The organism is Paenibacillus sp. J22FR21 (assembly GCF_056269135.1).
Genome location: NZ_JBWDNJ010000008.1, coordinates 74,023 through 88,541, shown reverse-complemented (window position 1 = coordinate 88,541; position 14,519 = coordinate 74,023). Strand labels below are relative to the sequence as shown.

The following is a 14,519-nucleotide window of genomic DNA, read 5'->3' as shown; positions in this document are numbered from 1 at the left end:
AGGGCCGAGAATAATCCCGTGAGGAGGATTCCCTGCCCTTCTTTTAGCATCCACGTGTGCAATTAAGCCACTTTCCTCACAGCAAACCATAATTCAAAGTAGTTCAGTCCGTCCGAACCGCCGTAGATTTCAAAGTCCAGTCCATCGACCTGCTCGTATCCCGCCGTTGGCAGCCACTCTGTGAAGAAGCGCCGATATAACGTCTCGATAACCTCATCGAATGCATCCCAAGTGAATGGATCTGAGGGGAAAATAGCCCATGTATATGCCGGAATGGTTATTGTTGAATACCCGTCCGTCTTACTGGATTCGCTCTTAAAGGCACACAACATATACGGAAATGTATCGTCGTCGGTTGGTTTATAACTACATACCGCATGTACTTTACTTAAATTCCGACTCACGAATGCCGGCAAGTCTCCTGCATGTGCAGCTAATCGCTCCACTTCGCCATTCGCATGGCATTGCTGCCACAATTGTGCCGGTGTAGGCTGATTCTCGCTGTCCGGGTTAGTTTGAAATACGCCTTCAATGCCGAACACCTGGAAAGCTTCTTTCGATTCAATTCGATAATTCATCGCCTCTGCCCCTTTAATTGCGATAAGGAAGGAAAGACGAGGATAAGCTTTGAGTGCAATCCCGTCTTGCCGGGCCATTGCAGGTGTGACACCATGCAGCAATTGAAAGGCTCGTGCAAAAGAAACCGGCGATTCGTACCCATATTGAAGTGCAACATCGATTACCTTGGCAGCAGCGTTATTCTGCAATTCCAGTGCGGCAAGCGTAAGGCGTCTACGCCGAATATACTCGGCAAGCGTCACATCCGTAATGAACGAGAACATTCTTTGGAACTGATAGGATGAACAGCATGCCTCACGAGCCACTTTTGCCAAATCAATCTCTCCGGTTAGATTCGCTTCGATGTAGTCCATAGCACGATTCATCCTCGTAAGCCAATCCATCTCATTCCCTCCTTTCAATTGAAGTATAGAGCAGCGGTAATTGGGAGTCGCAACTATTCCTGCACGATAATGTTTCTCCTAATTGGCGGCAGCTGCGGAATAATCATCCCCACCAACATAAACACACAACCGACGACGCCGCGTGTATCCAGCAACTCACCGAGGATCAAATAACCGCCTACAACCGCGAATACCGTTTCCATGCTCATAATAATCGCCGCCTGCGTCGGATGCGCACCTTTCTGACCAACAACTTGCAGGGTGTAAGCAATCCCGACAGAGCAAATTCCGCCATACAGTAGAGGAATAAGGGCCTGCGACAGTCCTGTCCATTCGATCGTCTCTGTTGCAAAAGCAACGATAAAGCTAAGCACGCAGCAGGTTACCACCTGGAAGAACGACAGCTTAATGACATCCGTTCGCCGAGATAGCTTGTCGATCAGCAGAATATGCGCCGACCAGAAGAATGCCCCTACGAGCTCGTATAAGTCGCCGGTTCCGAGCGTCAAATCACTCTTTAAGCATAGTAAATATAAACCGTAAACCGCTATAATCGCGCCTACTGCACTGTTCGCATTAATCCGCTGCTTTAGAAACAAGCCCAGAAACGGTACAATAACAATGTATAAACCAGTGACGAAAGCGGCTTTGCCCGCTGTTGTGTAAATGAGTCCGATTTGCTGCAACGACGCCCCGCAGAAGAGAATCAGACCTGCTATGAAGCCGGAGACGGCTGAGCTCTTGACCGAAGACACAATTTCTTGGGATGATTTCCGAGATTTTCGATCCAGCCAGATGATGAGCGGAACCAAGGATAATGCACCTAGCGCGAATCGAACAGCATTAAAGGTAAACGGCCCTACATAGGACATCCCTTCGCGCTGTGCGACAAAAGCGGACCCCCAGATGCAAGCCGTAATGAGAAGCAATAAACTGGATTTCATTTGTTTACTCATAAGATGTCGTCTCTCCCAGCCAATCTTTTTGAAACACCAACTAACCATACCAAAAATACCGGAACCTTTGTATACTGATTTACCCCCTAAAAGAAATTGAACCGCGATGCCCCTCATATAAGGGGTCATCGCGGTCCGTTTTTCAAAGTTAAGTGAGGGAAAGTTGTACCTTTAGATGAATTTTAAATTCCCCAACATGCGATAAAGCAACTCTGCAAATTCAGCACGCGTCGTTTGTTTGGAGGCTTGAATCGGGAACTTCTCATCCTTCAGTATGATACCTTCTTGCAGAAGGGCATCCACCGCCTGCGCCGACCACTTTTTATAACCGGCATTCTCATTGAATTGCCTTGGCACCAAGACATCCGTATGCGTATATCCTCCGTACTGCATCGCCTGGTACACGATTGCGAGCATTTCTTGCTGGGTAATCAATTCGTCCGGGTGGAAGGTACCGTCCGGATAACCTTTAAACAAGCCAGCCTGTGCAACAGCAGCAATGTATCCTTCGTACCAAGATCCTTTGACGATATCTGTGAACTTTGAAGTTGTACCGACAGGCATAATGCCCAGTGCTTTGACCAGCATCGAAGCCGCCTCTGCACGCGTTACAAAACCTTCCGGCTTAAAGGAGCCATCCTCGTAACCCTTAATGACCATACGTCCCGCCAGCTTCTTAATCGCTTCTTTGGCAAAATGTGTAGTTAATACATCACTGAAATTAGCTTCTTTCTTTACAACAGAATACATGGAATTCCCTTTTCGATAGATCACCGCAGTAATTTTGTCCCCTTCTTTCTTGAATGTCGCAGGAACGGGAATGATTTGATTCGTTTCGGTATCGTACATTACAGCGGATAGCGTTTCAATCGGTTGTGTTGCGGCATGTAGCGTAATAACGTGTCCAATATATTGGTCGGCATTATGAATCTCAACTGTAGCTCCGTTCGTTTTATACGCCATAATTTTAAAATCGTACACTTGACCAACAAGCTGTAAAGACTCATTGTTGATCAGCTTCTGCACAGAGTCGTTAAGTGAATCTTTCAATGGCGTTACTTCAATTGAATAATGATCAACAACGTATAGATTCATAAGGCTTACAGGAATAACCATGCCCCTCTCACCTTGCAAGTGAATGACGGCCTTCTCATCTTTGCTGCGTATTTTGGTCAATTGGTCGGCGCTCAGAACGAGTGTCACTCGTTCTGATTTGTCCTCCACTATAATATCAAATTGATGATTTGATTTATCCCAGTTTGTTAAATAGATGTCCAGCGCCTTATCATCCAGTTTGACGACAAACTGCTTCGTGCCATCAGGATTATCGACCGTTTCGCCAGTGGCTTTGATTCCCCCAGATGTATCTTCCAAGTTCGGCAGCATGAAACCGCCGCCTCCAAAGATGGGTATCCCACCACCACCACCACCGCCACCGCCGCCGCCGACTACACCGCTATTGTCCTCGCCATTTGTCGGAGTGTACTCTTTTAACACGTAGAAACTCTCACGTTTGCCTGGAGAAGTTACCGTGACGAACAGTGCCGGCAACTGATTGTCAAGATTCAAGCCCGATAACGTTGCAGAAGTTTGGCCTGAACTGACTACACTTTGTCCATACAAGACACCTTCGTAATTGAAAACTTTCACGATGTCTCCTGATTGAAGACCAGTTACCGTGACAGAATCGGATGTCCCATTTACGTTGGACACTGAGATTTGCGACTGATTCGGCGTAATAGTCATTCGATCAAGAATTTCGATAAGGGAATATCCCGGCGCCCCTTCCTTGTTCGAATCTTCAACCTGAACCGCAAGCACTATTGCGCCATTCGGTATGACCGTATTCGCTGGAAGCGTAAACGAATAACTTGCCGCACCTGTTGCATTCACGTAGCCGATTGGATCACCGAGGACATCATCCTCTCCACCGAACCAAATGGCGTACCTGCTTCCTGCCATCTCACCTGAAGCTTTATCGAAGGTAACTTGTCCACTGATTTTATTCGTATCCGCATTTGTATCATGAAAAACAAGGTTATTTACATAATAGCTATCCGTTCTCCACAAATGAATAAGGCGCTCCGAGTCTTCCATGACCAGTGTTTTGTTTAAAGGGAGTGATACGACAGGCGTTACTCCGATTGTCGTAATGGCCGCTGGCATCGATTTGTATAACGTATGAACATAGCTGCCATTGTCTTCCCGATCATAAGAGTAGCTATAATCGTCACTTACATCAGGAATTGTTCTACCATTCGCATCGTAATATCGAATTCGATACTTGGTGTCGCTAACTGCCATTGGGCCAGGGTAAAACGTTAAGTCACCTTGGATCACACTCTCAGTTTCACTTTCGTCTATAAAGCTTGCATACACAGGATGATAACCGAGCTTAATTTGATTACTTAAATCATCGACATCATTGAATTTCATAAGCGCGTATACCGGATCAGGACCCATGCCTACAGTAGTAAACAAAAGGATTGATCCGTCATTTTTAACGTATCCATACGATGCTGTAAATGGGAATGTGTACGATGGATTGAAGCTATCCCGATCGTATAGTCCGTTAGCAGCAACTACGATAGGACCGCGTGCATGAAGCAGCATGGCGTTATAATAATCATTTTTGTAGACGCCGTAGACAGTCGCCAGATTCTCAGATGATAACCGATTCGACGCGTAATAGATGAAGTGGTCATTCTCATCCTGAATGATACTTTCAGGTGGATTCGAATAACTCGTCGGCGTCGATGAGATAATCGTATTTGTCGACGTATCCATCTTAAATAGCTGACCGCCTGACGTATCAGTCTCTCCGATATATAGAGCAGCACCGTCAGAGGAGAGCTTCAAGAATGGCGTGCTATAGCTGTGCGGCAATACTGTCAAAGTGGAATCGCCGTTCACAATGTTAACATTGCCAAAGCCTCCAGGTGTCGTAAAATAGGCCGTTCCATTACCGACTTCGACGTTGCTCGTATAGGAACCCACTTCAATTTCAGTAATCGGCGCTAGAAATTGGGTTTCATTCTGTGTGTCAATCTTTACTAAATGTGTACTGCCACCAAGCGAAACGTAGATAATACCATCCCTGATATCGATATCCGTCGGGCTGATGCCAATATATCGGTCTTGAACGACTTGAAAGTTGTCCGTATCGATTTGGAGCAACCGGTTTGAATTCTGTGCAATCGCATAGACGTATTGCTCGTCTTTGCCCATAGCAAACGCGGTCAAATTATTGTCTAGCAGAATGCGGTTATGTTCGGGGTCCGAGACATACTGAATCGCCGGGAGATCAGCGCTCATTTCGAAGGTCCTTTTGCGAATCATCGGTGAGCTCCTGACCTCGTAGGTATAGACGCTCCCATTCTCGTCGATGGCCAAACGCTCGTCACTATTGGTCGAATCGGCTATTTTTACAACAGTCTTTGCTTCGTCTTTCGTCACGATTGCGCCATTAGAATACAAAAATTCGTCCGTTGCAGCCTGATAATAGCCGGCAACTGATCTTGAAATGATAACGTGGTTCGCGCTGTTAATCCGAAGGTTTCCATAGTAAACAGAACCATCCTTAACGAATAACGTTCCCGCAAATCCCCCACTAGGCTGAATCGTCCACTGTTTAGCACCATCCAAGGAATAAGCGTTAAGTTCGTACGCGGAAACCTCTGTTTGACCAGCGTAGAGAACATGTGCCTCACGGTCAATTGTTAATAACGGATCTCTCGGCGAGCTCTCGAGCTTCGTATCTGAAGCTTCGGAATTGGCTAGATCTTTACGGTAAATCGCACTAAAAGGAGCGTCATTAGAATAGAACAGAATATCTCCATCAACGGCCAAATGGATCGGTTTGCCCGTTGTAGGAAGCATCGTAGTTACAACCTGTTCGTCCAAATCGATGACGGCAATAAATGTAGCCCCGCTCAAAGCAACGTAGAGCTTATCCCCGTCCATATCTATTCCATTTGGCGTCGAACCAACATTTATGCTCTTCTCAATCTGAAATGTAACTAAGTTTATGATTAGCAACTGGTTCGTATCTCTAGTGGTCACGTACATCTTGTCCCGTTCATTGTCCACGAGAGTTTTATTTATAGCTGAGCCCATATTCAGCGAAACATCGGTCAATGCAGGTGTCGGCGCTGATGAAGCACTTGCGTAATTACCAAATGGAACTATAAAGGTGAAAATAAGTGCTGCAATCATAAAAACGTTTAATCCTCTAAAGCCCCTAATACATTTCATACGTGTGGTCTTCCCCCAGAAATCGTATTTTTTAAAGGTGATGTGAGCTGATTTGTAATTTATCGACATCTTTTCACAAGATTGTTAACTCCCGCTAATTTTATGTCATTTTCCGTGAAAAGTTTGTCGTTTCCTAGATCTAAACGCGCATTATTTTTCGACATCTCGGTGTTTCCGTCAGACAACATCCCACAATCACTAATAGTGCGGTCTTTCCAAAAAAGAGAGCACGATATCAGCGTAACCAGAAACTTAAAGTTGCCGCGTACAGCTGGATCAACTTCGGTCAATTGCTTGCCCTTCTCCTCGCATCTCGAATGAATCATGCTTATAACTACAACAAGGCCGGGATTGTCATCTGTTAGATGGCGCTCCGGCCTTTCGTCTATTGCTCAACCGTATGAATTACAGCGTTTTCCGTGCAAATTGCATCGTGTATTTCTCTTCAAAGCCAAGGCTATCATACAGATTTCTGGCGTAATTCCCGACAACGCACCAAAGGTCGACGTTTGCATGACCACGCTGATAAATCTCGTTGCACAGGTACATTATGAACTTTCTTCCAATGCCAAGCCCCTGTAGGTCTGCACGAACAGAAATACTGCTAAGCTCATGATTAGAAAGATGGCCATACGCGGCAATTTCCCCATTTAGGACGTAGACAAAACGATCTTGGGCATCCTCTTGCCATGATTTCCGCTCTTGTTCATTGGATTCCGCAATGATGGAATCAGGAAAGGAGCCGACACGGACACGCATCTCATGAAAAGCTCTGGCATACAACGACTGACTGACCGTATAGTCTCCGTCCGTGTATACTCTCACCGGGAGCTCCTCCGAGGGAAAGGGCCCGAGAGTCCGCCGCAATAAGCTCGATGAGAAGTATTCGTCATAACCGAGCTTGCGTGCAAACGTCAGGGTTGAGAGGTGACTGGCACGAAAGGAACTCCTGACTTTCTGGGTTCCGCCCGTTCGCAAGCGCTCCTCCGCATACCTTACCACCGCAGAACCGATGCCCTGCCTACGATAGGTTGGAGCGACATACACGGTTAAATAGGACAGCACTCCAGGCTCGTTCACTTGAGCCAGCGCAACCAGCTTATCTTCCATAAACACCGTAATAAACAGTTGCGGCTCTGCATCAAGCACCCGAAGAATATTTTCGCCTGCATCATCCTGGCTTAATAGTTCTCTTGCGGCATCATAATCTTGTTCATTTAAACGTTCGTACCGGATAGCTGCTGTATTCATCTGCCTGGGACTCCACCTTCCCCTTCGTATTCGCACCACACTCTGGCGGCCTTTTTTGCGTCGATGTGACAGAGGGCTGGCGCTCGATATAGATGCATGCCGATCTTAACTCCATCTCTTTTTACTCTGAAGAGTTGGTAGCAATAGGCTTCGTAATCGAAACAAGCACAAGCCCCACAACCAGAATGACAGCCCACGCGATGAAGGACGGCAGCCCATTAGGCAGTAATCCAAGGAATTTATAGGTGATGGGGTGGCCGAAAAGAGCCTTAATCAGCGGTTGCACAACTGTTGCCAGACCAATGAGACTAAGAACGATCCCCAGTATCTGCAGCCCGTTATTTTGAATTTTCTTCATGATCATCTCTCCTTGTTGCGAGGATAAAGGTATGAATCGTTTCTTGAATGGCCTCATCGAGATCTTCGATCTCGTTTGTCGCAATTTTTCCGCTTAACGTATCGATGGTGCTCCTAACGATCATGGCCATTAATCCGGTCGAAAACTTCCTGAAGCTCTTCTCTTCCTCTTGCCCGTATTGAAAAATCTCGATAAGCGGCTGATAGATGAGATTGTCTTGATCCGAGAAGACCAGCCGGCCATCCTTGTTTCTATGGTTCGCAATAATGTGCATAATAGCTAACGTTCGGTCTCGATTATCAGCCACAAAACGCAAGTTGGCGTCAATATAGGACTCCAGCGCTTCGGGCGCGGTTCCATCAATGACCATATGGCTAGCCATATGCGCCGCCGCATCATGAAAGAAGCCCTCTACAAGCTCTTGTATAATCTGATCCTTTTGCGAAAAATGATACGTGACCACGCCCTTGCTGATTCTCAGTAATTCCGCGATCGCCCCTAACGTAAATCCGGCGTAGCCGTTTCTGACCAATAGCTCCTGTGAGGCAAGCAGTATTCTTTCTCTTGTATCCTTCATGCTCTTCCACCTTTGCTTTCGAACCATGCCGATGTTTAGTTGCTCGCTTATATTTTAGTACGATCGAGCTAAAGTGTAAAGCGGATTTAGTACGATCGTGCTAAATTCCTGATCAGTCAGGCTTCAAGTTTGAATTAAAAGGACCTTGCATCACATAAAGTGCATGCAAGGTCCTTTCTCCGACTCCATCTACCCTTCTATTCGGTGCATCTTCCTATATTTGTGCGGCGGCAGGCCAATCGTCTTCTTGAACACGTTCTTGAAGTGGGTTTCACTCTGATAACCGACCAGCTCGGCGATTCGGTACACCGGCTCCTTCTCTGTCCTCAAGTAATGCTTGGCGACCTCCATCCGGTAGCCAACCAAATACTGAATAGGGCTGATTCCCTCGGATTGACTAAACACGCGGCATGTATAACCCGGACTGAAAAAGGAAGCCTTCGACAGCTGCTCAAGCGTAATCGCGTCCATGTAATGATTATGAATGTATTGTTTAATAGCGGTAACTGTCCGGTCGCTGCTTGTTGACGTTCCCTTGGCAAAGCCGGTATAGACGATTTTGGCTAGCTCGATTAGCAGAATGGCCAAATAATATCGGATGCTTAGCCCTCCGGGTACATAAGGATCTTCCGCTAAACGCAGAATCATCCGTGACAAGGATACTACCTCATCGTAGCGATCACCCAGCTCGATTACCGGGCTAATCCCGGGTTCCATAAAGGTCCCCGGCGGCAGATCGGTAAGCTGGAAAGCTGCGAAAGAAATCGAAATGGCCTTAAACGGTTGCGAGGCGTCCGCTAACTCCTCATGCCATACGCCGGTGTCATATACCAGCATCGTTCGCGGACCGACTTTATAGGTGTGACCATCGATCTGAAACGATCCGCTTCCTTCGGAGATAAGCAGCAGCTGGGCTAGCTCAGGGTGATGATGAAGTGGGAATACGAATTGCTCGCCCTGTTTCAAATCGAAATTTAACACAGCAGGCACAAACGGCAGGAACGGTTCGACAAAAAGCGATTGGGTCAAACGGATCACTCCTTTGTTATAAAAACAAAAGCGCATATCTTTTCGACCAGTATACCCTCTGCAAAGCGCTTATAAATTATCATATACTCGGGTTACCAGTTGTTGCAAGCGCTTTCCAATCAACCGGCGAAGTGGCAAATCAAATATGAATGCAACACAGCGTGAGGTGAAAGAGCAGTGGGAAAAGAGGGAAAACGCGAGGCAGTCGCAGGTTATCTGTTCATCGCTCCGTGGATCGTCGGTTTCGTCGTATTCGTGCTCGGAGCCCTGATAACCGCTTTTTATGTAAGCCTGACGGATTGGGATTTGCTTACACCGTCCAAGTGGATTGGAGCAGACAATTATAACACGCTCATTCATGACAAGAAGTTCTGGATCTCGCTGAGAGTTACGGTCATCTACGTCGTAACCGCCGTTCCGCTCGGCATCGTATTCGGCTTCTGCATTGCACTGCTGCTCAATCAGAAAATAAAAGGGTTGTCCGTCTGGCGGACGATTTACTATTTCCCCGCCATATTATCAGGTGTCGCCGTTTCGCTCATGTGGATGTGGGTGCTGAATCCCGACTTTGGTGTCATTAACCTGCTCCTCTCTTACGTCGGCATACAGGGTCCCGGCTGGATCGCGAGTCCGGACTGGGCCCTCCCATCACTTGTCATTATGAGCGTCTGGGGTGCGGGAGGCGGAATGATTATTTACTTGGCCGGACTCCAGGGCATTCCTACCGAGTTGTACGAGGCCGCCGAAATTGACGGCTGCAGCAAGTGGATGAAGCTGTGGAAAATAACCATCCCCCTGATGACATCCGTTATCTTCTTTAATCTGATTATCGGAATGATCAGTGCGTTCCAGACGTTCACGGAGGCATACGTCATCACCAATGGCGGACCGGATAACGCTACGCTGTTCTATGCGATGTATTTGTACCAGAACGCCTTTAAGTTTTTCAAAATGGGTTATGCTTCCGCTCTGGCCTGGGTCTTGTTCTTAATCATTCTGCTGGTGACTGTCTTATTGTTCGCGACCTCGAGGAGATGGGTGTATTATGCGAGCGGAGAGGAGAATCGGGGATGAGGTCAGCTGCCGGGCTGTTGCAGAAAGTACTAATATATGCCGTTATTGGATGCGGCGCATTATTCCTGCTCGTTCCGCTTTGGTGGATGATTACGACTTCGATCAAGCCTTATGCGGACGTGTTTATATTCCCGCCGGAGGTCATTCCGTCGCGATTCCGATGGTCTAACTATCCGGACATCTTCCGGATATTGCCGTTCGGCAAATACTTTCTGAACACCCTATTCATTGCCGTGTTCGTCGTCAGCGGCACGGTCTTCTCATCCGCAATGGTTGGTTACGGCTTTGCCAACCTGAGGTTTCCGGGACGCAGCATCCTCTTCATCGTTATGCTATCGACCATGATGATCCCCTATCATACCACCTTGGTGCCCCAATTCATCATTTTCAAAGAACTCGGTTGGCTCGACAGCTATTTGCCTTTAATCGCACCTGCTTTCTTCGGGACGCCATTCTACATCTTTCTGTACCGGCAATTTTTCATGAATATTGCCAAGGAGTACAGCGACGCCGCCAAAATCGACGGCTGCGGCTATTGGAGCACCTTTATCCGCATCATCATCCCGATGTCGCTCCCCGTCATTGGCGTCGTGACCATTTTCTCATTCAACGGCGTATGGAACGACTTCCTCGGACCGCTCATTTATATCAATTCCGAGAAGCTGCGAACGATTCAATTGGGAATTAACGCGCTTAGGGGCTTGCATACCGTGGAGTGGCATCTACTGATGGCAGCTTCTGTCATCGCGCTCATTCCGACTGTTACCATCTTCTTCTTGTTCCAGCGCAAGATGATTCAAGGCGTGGTCGTTTCCGGAATCAAAGGATAACGGAAGGGGTGATGTTTAGAGCTGTGCCGGATTTCGTTTCATGAAGCAGTTAAATATTAAGGGGAGGCAACACAAATGAGAACGCTGACCGTAGTGAAATCGAGTCGTTTAATCATGTTGTTCACTGTCGTTTGTTCGCTCGTCTTCGCTGCAGCATGCTCAAACAATAATTCAGGCGGTTCCGGAGATAAGGTCACGATTACCATGACTTATACCGGCGATGAGAATGCGACGAAAGTGTTGAAAGCACGGATTGATAAATACTTAGACAAATCACTCAACATCGATGTACAAGTTACACCGATACCCGGCGGAGAATACTGGGATAAGGTGACGACGATGTTTGCCGGCGGCACGCAGCCGGATGTTCTGTTCATGAGCGAACCGCTCAAGAAGTTCGCAAGTCAGGGCAAGCTGCTTGACATGAATCCGTATATCGAAGCCAGCTCGACATTTAATAAAGACGATTTCTATCCTGCGTCACTGGAATTTTATCAATACGACGGCAAACAATACGGTATTCCACAGGACTTGAATACGGCGCTCTTCTTCTATAACGAAGATATGTTCAAGGCTGCCGGATTGAAAACACCTTGGGAATCCTACGAGGAAGGGAACTGGACGTGGGAAACGTACTTGGAGGATGCCAAGAAGCTGACGCTGAAGGACGGCGATCGTTTCACGCAATTCGGCACCAGCTATCCTGGAATCGGGCCGTGGTGGTATAGCGCTTGGGTGTTCACCAACGGCGGATCCTATTTGAACGAGGACAGCACGAAATCGGCATTTAACGATCCGAAAGTCATCGCAGCGCTTGCGTTTACAAGTGAGCTATCCAACAAGTACAACGTAGCTCCGTCACCGGCGGGCGGCGGTCAAGACGTAACGGGCATGTCGTTTGCGACAGGCAAGATCGCCATGGAAGCAAACTTCTCTTGGGCAATCGGCGGTTATAAGACGTTACCGTTCAAATGGAATGTAGCGCCGATGCCAGTGGCAAGCACCGATATTGATCCGCTCACCACTTATATTCACAACTCGGGCTTCTCCATCTCCAAGGACACGAAGCACGCTGACGAAGCATGGGCGGTCATCGAAGCGCTCTCGACACCGGACTCTTACTCGGATGACGCAGCCAGCCGTGGCATTATTCCGCCAAGACCGAGCGTCGTCGACAAGAAAGAAATATTGAACGCGGAAGGAATGCCGTCCAACGCCAAAATCATTTCGCAAATGCTGCAAAAAGGAAAGTTGTATCAGTTTACAGAAACGACGGCGGAAGAGGATCAGGTGTATATCACTTACGGCGATCAAATTCTGAACAAGAAGGTGACACCGGAAGAAGGCGCCAAGAAGATCGCCGAAGAAGTCGACGCCATATTGAGCAAGGAGAAGTAACGATCGGCAGAAAAGGGGCGCTTCCATCAATCGGGAGCGCCCCTTATTATTTGTCATCATTTTATAACCATCCCACGATTTGCAAAACCGTCAGAACAACCTCGATGACAATGAGGATTACAATAATCCATTCCACGAATAGTCCCCGAATGGAATGGCTAATCGTCGAAAACCCCTCCATGATGTGATACAGCACTTCCGTTTTGCTCTTCATGATTTTATATCGGTCGCTCAGCTCGAAGAATTCCATCATCTTGTCGTAGAATTGACCTGCACTGCTGCTGGTCCATGTGATATCGGGCTTATCCAGAATCATGATATAAGCAAGAGTATTGTATTCATGACGAACGATGATCGCGGTCGTTCTTGCCAGTTCCTTGTTGCCGATTCTAAGCTTTCCTTTTTCCAGTCGGTCTAATAGCGTTTCGAGCTTGTCGTTGATTTTGCCCAGCTGCTCCTCTATTCGCTCAAGCGCTACTGACTTTGCGAGTACGGTTGAGATCAGTTCAGGGTATACACTTTCGTACTCGTTCACCACGATGTATTCGTCGGTTAGCTGGGTGGTTTCCGTTGCCCCGATGTGAAGACTATAATCATCCGTATAATAATCCGCACTCTGAATATCGATTTCCGGCTCGAAGGACTGGATATAGCGCAGAAATTCCGTGATTTCGCTCGCTTGGGCGTTATTGACGAAAACAACACAGCCGAATGAAAAAACAAGCACCTGCTGCATCTCGTCTACATGTTTTCGGAGGATGGATGCCAGAATACCGTCTCTTAGAATTAAGGGCTGTTCCCAGGTGTATTTCTTACGAATGCCGCAATGAACGGCGATTTTGTTCAAGTCGATCTCGTTGGAGATCGCGAAGGCTTTAAACGTCGTGTCTTGCATGTTATCACTCTACTTGTAAGTGTGACCTTACTAAGTAATATGCTCCGATTGGCAGAAAAAGCCCAGCGTTGGCTCCAGCAAGAGCTCTGATGCCGTTCACCGCTATCCGGAATATTAACGAAACCTTCTCATGTGCATGAATGTTGTACGATAGAGGTAGTAGTAAAAATTTATCGAATGAAAGGGGCTTTAAAATTGAATCAAATCAAACCCATTTTGCCGTGTCCCTCCATTAAGGAGCAGATTGCCTTTTACGAACATTTGGGCTTCGAAACCGTGTATACCACCAATCGCCGTCCGTATGCCGTTGTAAAGTACGGCGAGCTGGAGATTCATTTCTACGGAAGTAAAATGACAGTACCCGCCGCAAATTCGCAAATGTGCTACGTGCAAGTGGATGACGTCAATCGGATCTATGAAGCTTTCACTTCTGGCTTGAAACAAGCGATCGGCAAAATCCCCCGTTCCGGCATCCCTCGCATTTCGAAGTTGAAGGACTTGGCGGACGATCGAAGATTCATCATTACGGATTTAGGTGGAAATACGCTGTTTGTCGGAACGCCTAATACCGAGATTGCCAACCCTGCTTTCTTTAGAACCATTGAGAGCGCGGATTGGGCCAATCCCTTCGAGACCCTCTTCGATTTGATGTATTCAAAAGAAGACAGCCAGTCCGCGTTCATGATGCTGAGGAAGTTTTTCCCTGCAGATCTCAATACGTTGAACGTCAGAAGCTTGGATTTAGCTAAAATCCTGCTGGTTGCCTTGGACATTCATTTGCAGCTCCATAACGTCGTCGATCAAGCGATGAATAATCGAATAAAGGCGTTAATTGACGATTGCGATAAGCATAATGCCGATTGGATACGAATTTCGCAGCAGTATGTAGACATCATGAACGCCGAATAAGAAAAAAACAGAGCGTCGGTGTTCGA

Annotated in this window: 12 protein-coding genes; 4 read left to right on the top strand and 8 right to left on the bottom strand. The window is 47.2% G+C overall.

What is annotated here, in order from left to right; all coding sequences use genetic code 11:
* Positions 1-62 precede the first annotated feature (62 nt).
* The 7 genes from AC0YNS_RS25325 to AC0YNS_RS25295 all read right to left on the bottom strand — a co-directional run bounded on the left by AC0YNS_RS25325 (position 63) and on the right by AC0YNS_RS25295 (position 9,387).
* Positions 63-962: an AraC family transcriptional regulator gene (locus tag AC0YNS_RS25325; protein WP_475783714.1), complete on the bottom strand. Its 900-nt coding sequence runs from the start codon at positions 960-962 to the stop codon at positions 63-65.
* A gap of 53 nt (positions 963-1,015) precedes the next feature.
* Positions 1,016-1,918, bottom strand: coding sequence for a DMT family transporter (locus AC0YNS_RS25320; protein WP_475783713.1), 903 nt, complete (start codon positions 1,916-1,918; stop codon positions 1,016-1,018).
* Between the two features lie 171 nt (positions 1,919-2,089).
* Entirely contained in the window at positions 2,090-6,172 is a 4,083-nt protein-coding gene (locus AC0YNS_RS25315; protein WP_475783712.1) for an S-layer homology domain-containing protein, read from the bottom strand.
* 405 nt (positions 6,173-6,577) lie between these two features.
* Complete coding sequence (locus AC0YNS_RS25310) at positions 6,578-7,423, bottom strand: GNAT family N-acetyltransferase (protein ID WP_475783711.1); 846 nt, start codon at positions 7,421-7,423, stop codon at positions 6,578-6,580.
* A 121-nt stretch (positions 7,424-7,544) separates the two neighbouring features.
* Positions 7,545-7,781 carry a hypothetical protein gene (locus tag AC0YNS_RS25305; RefSeq protein WP_475783710.1) on the bottom strand — a complete coding sequence of 79 codons (237 nt, stop codon included), beginning with the start codon at positions 7,779-7,781 and terminating at the stop codon, positions 7,545-7,547.
* Positions 7,762-8,358, bottom strand: a complete 597-nt coding sequence (locus AC0YNS_RS25300; RefSeq protein ID WP_475783709.1) for a TetR/AcrR family transcriptional regulator — start codon at positions 8,356-8,358, stop codon at positions 7,762-7,764. Before AC0YNS_RS25300 ends, AC0YNS_RS25305 begins: the two co-directional genes overlap by 20 nt.
* Before the next feature lie 189 nt (positions 8,359-8,547).
* Positions 8,548-9,387 (bottom strand): AraC family transcriptional regulator, encoded by an 840-nt coding sequence (locus tag AC0YNS_RS25295; RefSeq protein ID WP_475783708.1) that lies wholly within the window; start codon positions 9,385-9,387, stop codon positions 8,548-8,550.
* 177 nt (positions 9,388-9,564) lie between these two features.
* Between AC0YNS_RS25295 and AC0YNS_RS25290 the strand changes: the two genes are divergently transcribed.
* The 3 genes from AC0YNS_RS25290 (at position 9,565) to AC0YNS_RS25280 (ending at position 12,689) form a co-directional block, all read left to right on the top strand.
* Entirely contained in the window at positions 9,565-10,461 is an 897-nt protein-coding gene (locus AC0YNS_RS25290) for a carbohydrate ABC transporter permease (RefSeq protein ID WP_475783707.1), read from the top strand.
* A complete protein-coding gene (locus AC0YNS_RS25285; RefSeq protein WP_475783706.1) occupies positions 10,458-11,291 on the top strand; it encodes a carbohydrate ABC transporter permease in 834 nt (277 codons plus the stop codon). Before AC0YNS_RS25290 ends, AC0YNS_RS25285 begins: the two co-directional genes overlap by 4 nt.
* A 75-nt stretch (positions 11,292-11,366) precedes the next feature.
* Positions 11,367-12,689 carry an ABC transporter substrate-binding protein gene (locus AC0YNS_RS25280; RefSeq protein ID WP_475783705.1) on the top strand — a complete coding sequence of 441 codons (1,323 nt, stop codon included), beginning with the start codon at positions 11,367-11,369 and terminating at the stop codon, positions 12,687-12,689.
* Positions 12,690-12,750: 61 nt separating this feature from the next.
* On the opposite strand, the gene AC0YNS_RS25275 is transcribed toward AC0YNS_RS25280, so the two are convergent.
* Positions 12,751-13,584 carry an RMD1 family protein gene (locus AC0YNS_RS25275; RefSeq protein ID WP_475783704.1) on the bottom strand — a complete coding sequence of 278 codons (834 nt, stop codon included), beginning with the start codon at positions 13,582-13,584 and terminating at the stop codon, positions 12,751-12,753.
* 195 nt (positions 13,585-13,779) lie between these two features.
* Here AC0YNS_RS25275 and AC0YNS_RS25270 point away from each other — a divergent pair, with 195 nt between their 5' ends.
* Complete coding sequence (locus AC0YNS_RS25270; RefSeq protein ID WP_475783703.1) at positions 13,780-14,493, top strand: VOC family protein; 714 nt, start codon at positions 13,780-13,782, stop codon at positions 14,491-14,493.
* The last annotated feature ends 26 nt before the right edge of the window (positions 14,494-14,519 follow it).